Source organism: Moorena sp. SIO3I6 (genome assembly GCF_010672095.1).
This window is the reverse complement of sequence record NZ_JAAHHU010000670.1, coordinates 1-2,474: the sequence shown is the minus strand read 5'-3', so window position 1 is coordinate 2,474 and position 2,474 is coordinate 1. Positions and strand designations below refer to the sequence as shown.

Here is a 2,474-nt window from a genome sequence, read left to right as displayed (position 1 = left end):
CGAAACAGTATTTAACGGAGTTGTTAACACCTCACGGTGAGGTGCAAATCAGCCGCGAAGTAACCAGTGAAGTACGCCAAGTGGATATTTGGTTTCTACCAGCACCTTCTGAATCCAAACCACCCCAGGTTTTAGGATTGCTCGGTCAGATGGTCTCAACGGCCTGTTTATTGGAACCATTCCGCAATGCCATCGGGATCATGGCAGTGCGCAATTGTCTGCTTAAGTTGTTTGCCCTCTACGGTGACCTGCAGCGGAAGGCACGACGAGAGAAAAATTCTGTCAGTGAAACTGACTTGCCCTGTTTATGGATTCTGTCTCCTTCTTGTTCAAGCAACCTATTGAATGGTTTTGCCGCCAAACTTGATGATTCCGGGCATTGGGTAGAAGGAGTTTACTTTTTGCCTGAGTTGTTCAAGACAGCCCTGGTGGCCATTAACCAGCTGCCGGTTATCGAAGAAACCCTCTGGTTGAGAGTTTTGGGACGCAATCGCACTCAGGAGCAAGCCATTAAGGAATTGGTGGCACTGCCAGTTGGACACCCTTTACGGGGCAATATCTTAGAGATTCTGGCCAACTGGCGCATCAAAATAGAGGAGAGTGAAGATTTAAGTGAAGATGAGAGGGAATTAATTATGAATTTATCACCAGCTTATTTGCGTTGGCGAGAAGAAACCTTAGAACAAGGCCGGGAACAAGGCCGAGAACAAGGCCGGGAACAAGGCCGGGAACAAGGCCGGGAACAAGGCCGGGAACAAGGCCGGGAACAAGGCAATTTAGAGGGACAGCGCCTGATGGTAGAGAATCTACTGGCAGGGCGGTTTGGCCGTGTTGATCTCGAATTATCCCAGACGATTGAGCCTTTGATGCAGTTGCCGATCACAGAGCGTACTCAAGTGTTGCTTAACCTGTCCCGTGAGGAACTGTTGGAGAGGTTTGGAGACAGTCTATCTGATTGATAGGAAGTGTAAGCATGAAGCGGTCAGCGATCAGCTTCTTGAGGCTTTTCGATCATCACGCTTGGTGCGCTTTCCGTGATGGCGTTCGCGTAGCGTGACCTACGGTCAAGGGATTGCTCGCCATCACGGGTCGCACCTCATGTACTCGTCCCAGGGCTAAATGCCTATGTTTGTCTTGATTTAAAAGCTGACCCCTCAGAAGCTGATCGATGAATTCTTACAGCTAGAGTGTATCTGTTTAACCATTTCAAGGTAACTTGTCAACTGCTATGCCTTCCTGATTCAATTAATTTTTTTAAAAGTCTTGCTAGATAAATAAAAATCTAGTCAACCAGCCAATTGATACTACAATATCAGCAAAAATAAAGTACCATCATAAGTAGCTGCTTAGTTGTTTTTTTTTAGTTAATAGTTATTATTGTATTTTATCTTGTTATTTTTTTATTTTTAACAATTAAACATCATACAATCAATATAATTAATTGACTAAAGCCTTGCTCATAAAAAAAATTATGTAGAGACATTATAGCTAACATATCTACATAATATATAGCAAATATCAGTGATGTTTGAGGTACTTTTTCCTAGGCTTTATAGGAGGCAGGGAGCAGGGAGCACGGAGCAGGGAGCACGGAGCAGCGAAAAGGGAAGAGCGAACAGGTAAGAGGTAAAAAATATTGTATCCCTCATAACAATAATAAACGCTATATAGGAATATCTAAAAATAGATAAAGTCTCTACTCTGTTTATTGATCAGGGATTGCATAGATTCGCTGAACGCTGATAGGTGACGGCTGAAATGATAGCTAATAGCTAAAGATTCGTTGGTTTGAAAGCCAATACAACACCCTGAGATTACTAGTTAGTTCTAAACAGAAAGGTAGGTATATGACAAATCTAATCATACGTCCCATATACGACATCCAAGGTGAAGGTCATATCTCACCATTTGTTGGTGAGTCTGTCATCACTACAGGTATTGTGACTGGGGTAGCGAGCAACGGCTTCTACCTACAAGACCCTTATGGAGATAATAATGATGCCACCTCAGACGGAATTTTTGTCTTTACCGATTCTACTCCTACAGTCAGAATCGGTGACGAAGTGCAAGTGAGTGGTGATGTCGAAGAATTTCGGCCTAGTAACCGTTCCAATGACTTAACCCTGACTCAAATTACTAACCTAACTAATATTAGGGTCTTATCATCGAACAATTCTTTACCTACTGCAGTGGTTATCGGTGAAGACCGTACACTACCTACAGAAATTATTGATGATGATGATTTAACTGACTTCTACGAAAGCCTAGAAGGGATGCGGGTGCAAATCAATAATGCTGTAGCGGTTTCTGCTACCAATAGCTTTGGTGAAATTTGGGCGGTTCCAGGTGATGGCATTGCTATTAGTGACGGTGACTTCAATCCAGAACGAATTCAGATTGATGACACTCTATTGAATGGCACCTCTCCTATAGTTAATGTCGGTGACGAGCTCGGTACTGTAACAGGGGTACTA

The 2,474-nt window shown here is 43.2% G+C and carries 1 protein-coding gene and 1 pseudogene; both read left to right on the top strand.

Annotated features, from left to right (window positions below; genetic code table 11):
• A partial coding sequence (locus F6K49_RS41215) for a hypothetical protein (protein WP_293106842.1) occupies positions 1–959 on the top strand: 959 nt, incomplete at its 5' end.
• Between the two features lie 888 nt (positions 960–1,847).
• A pseudogene (locus F6K49_RS41210) lies at positions 1,848–2,474 on the top strand (nuclease); the annotation flags it as partial.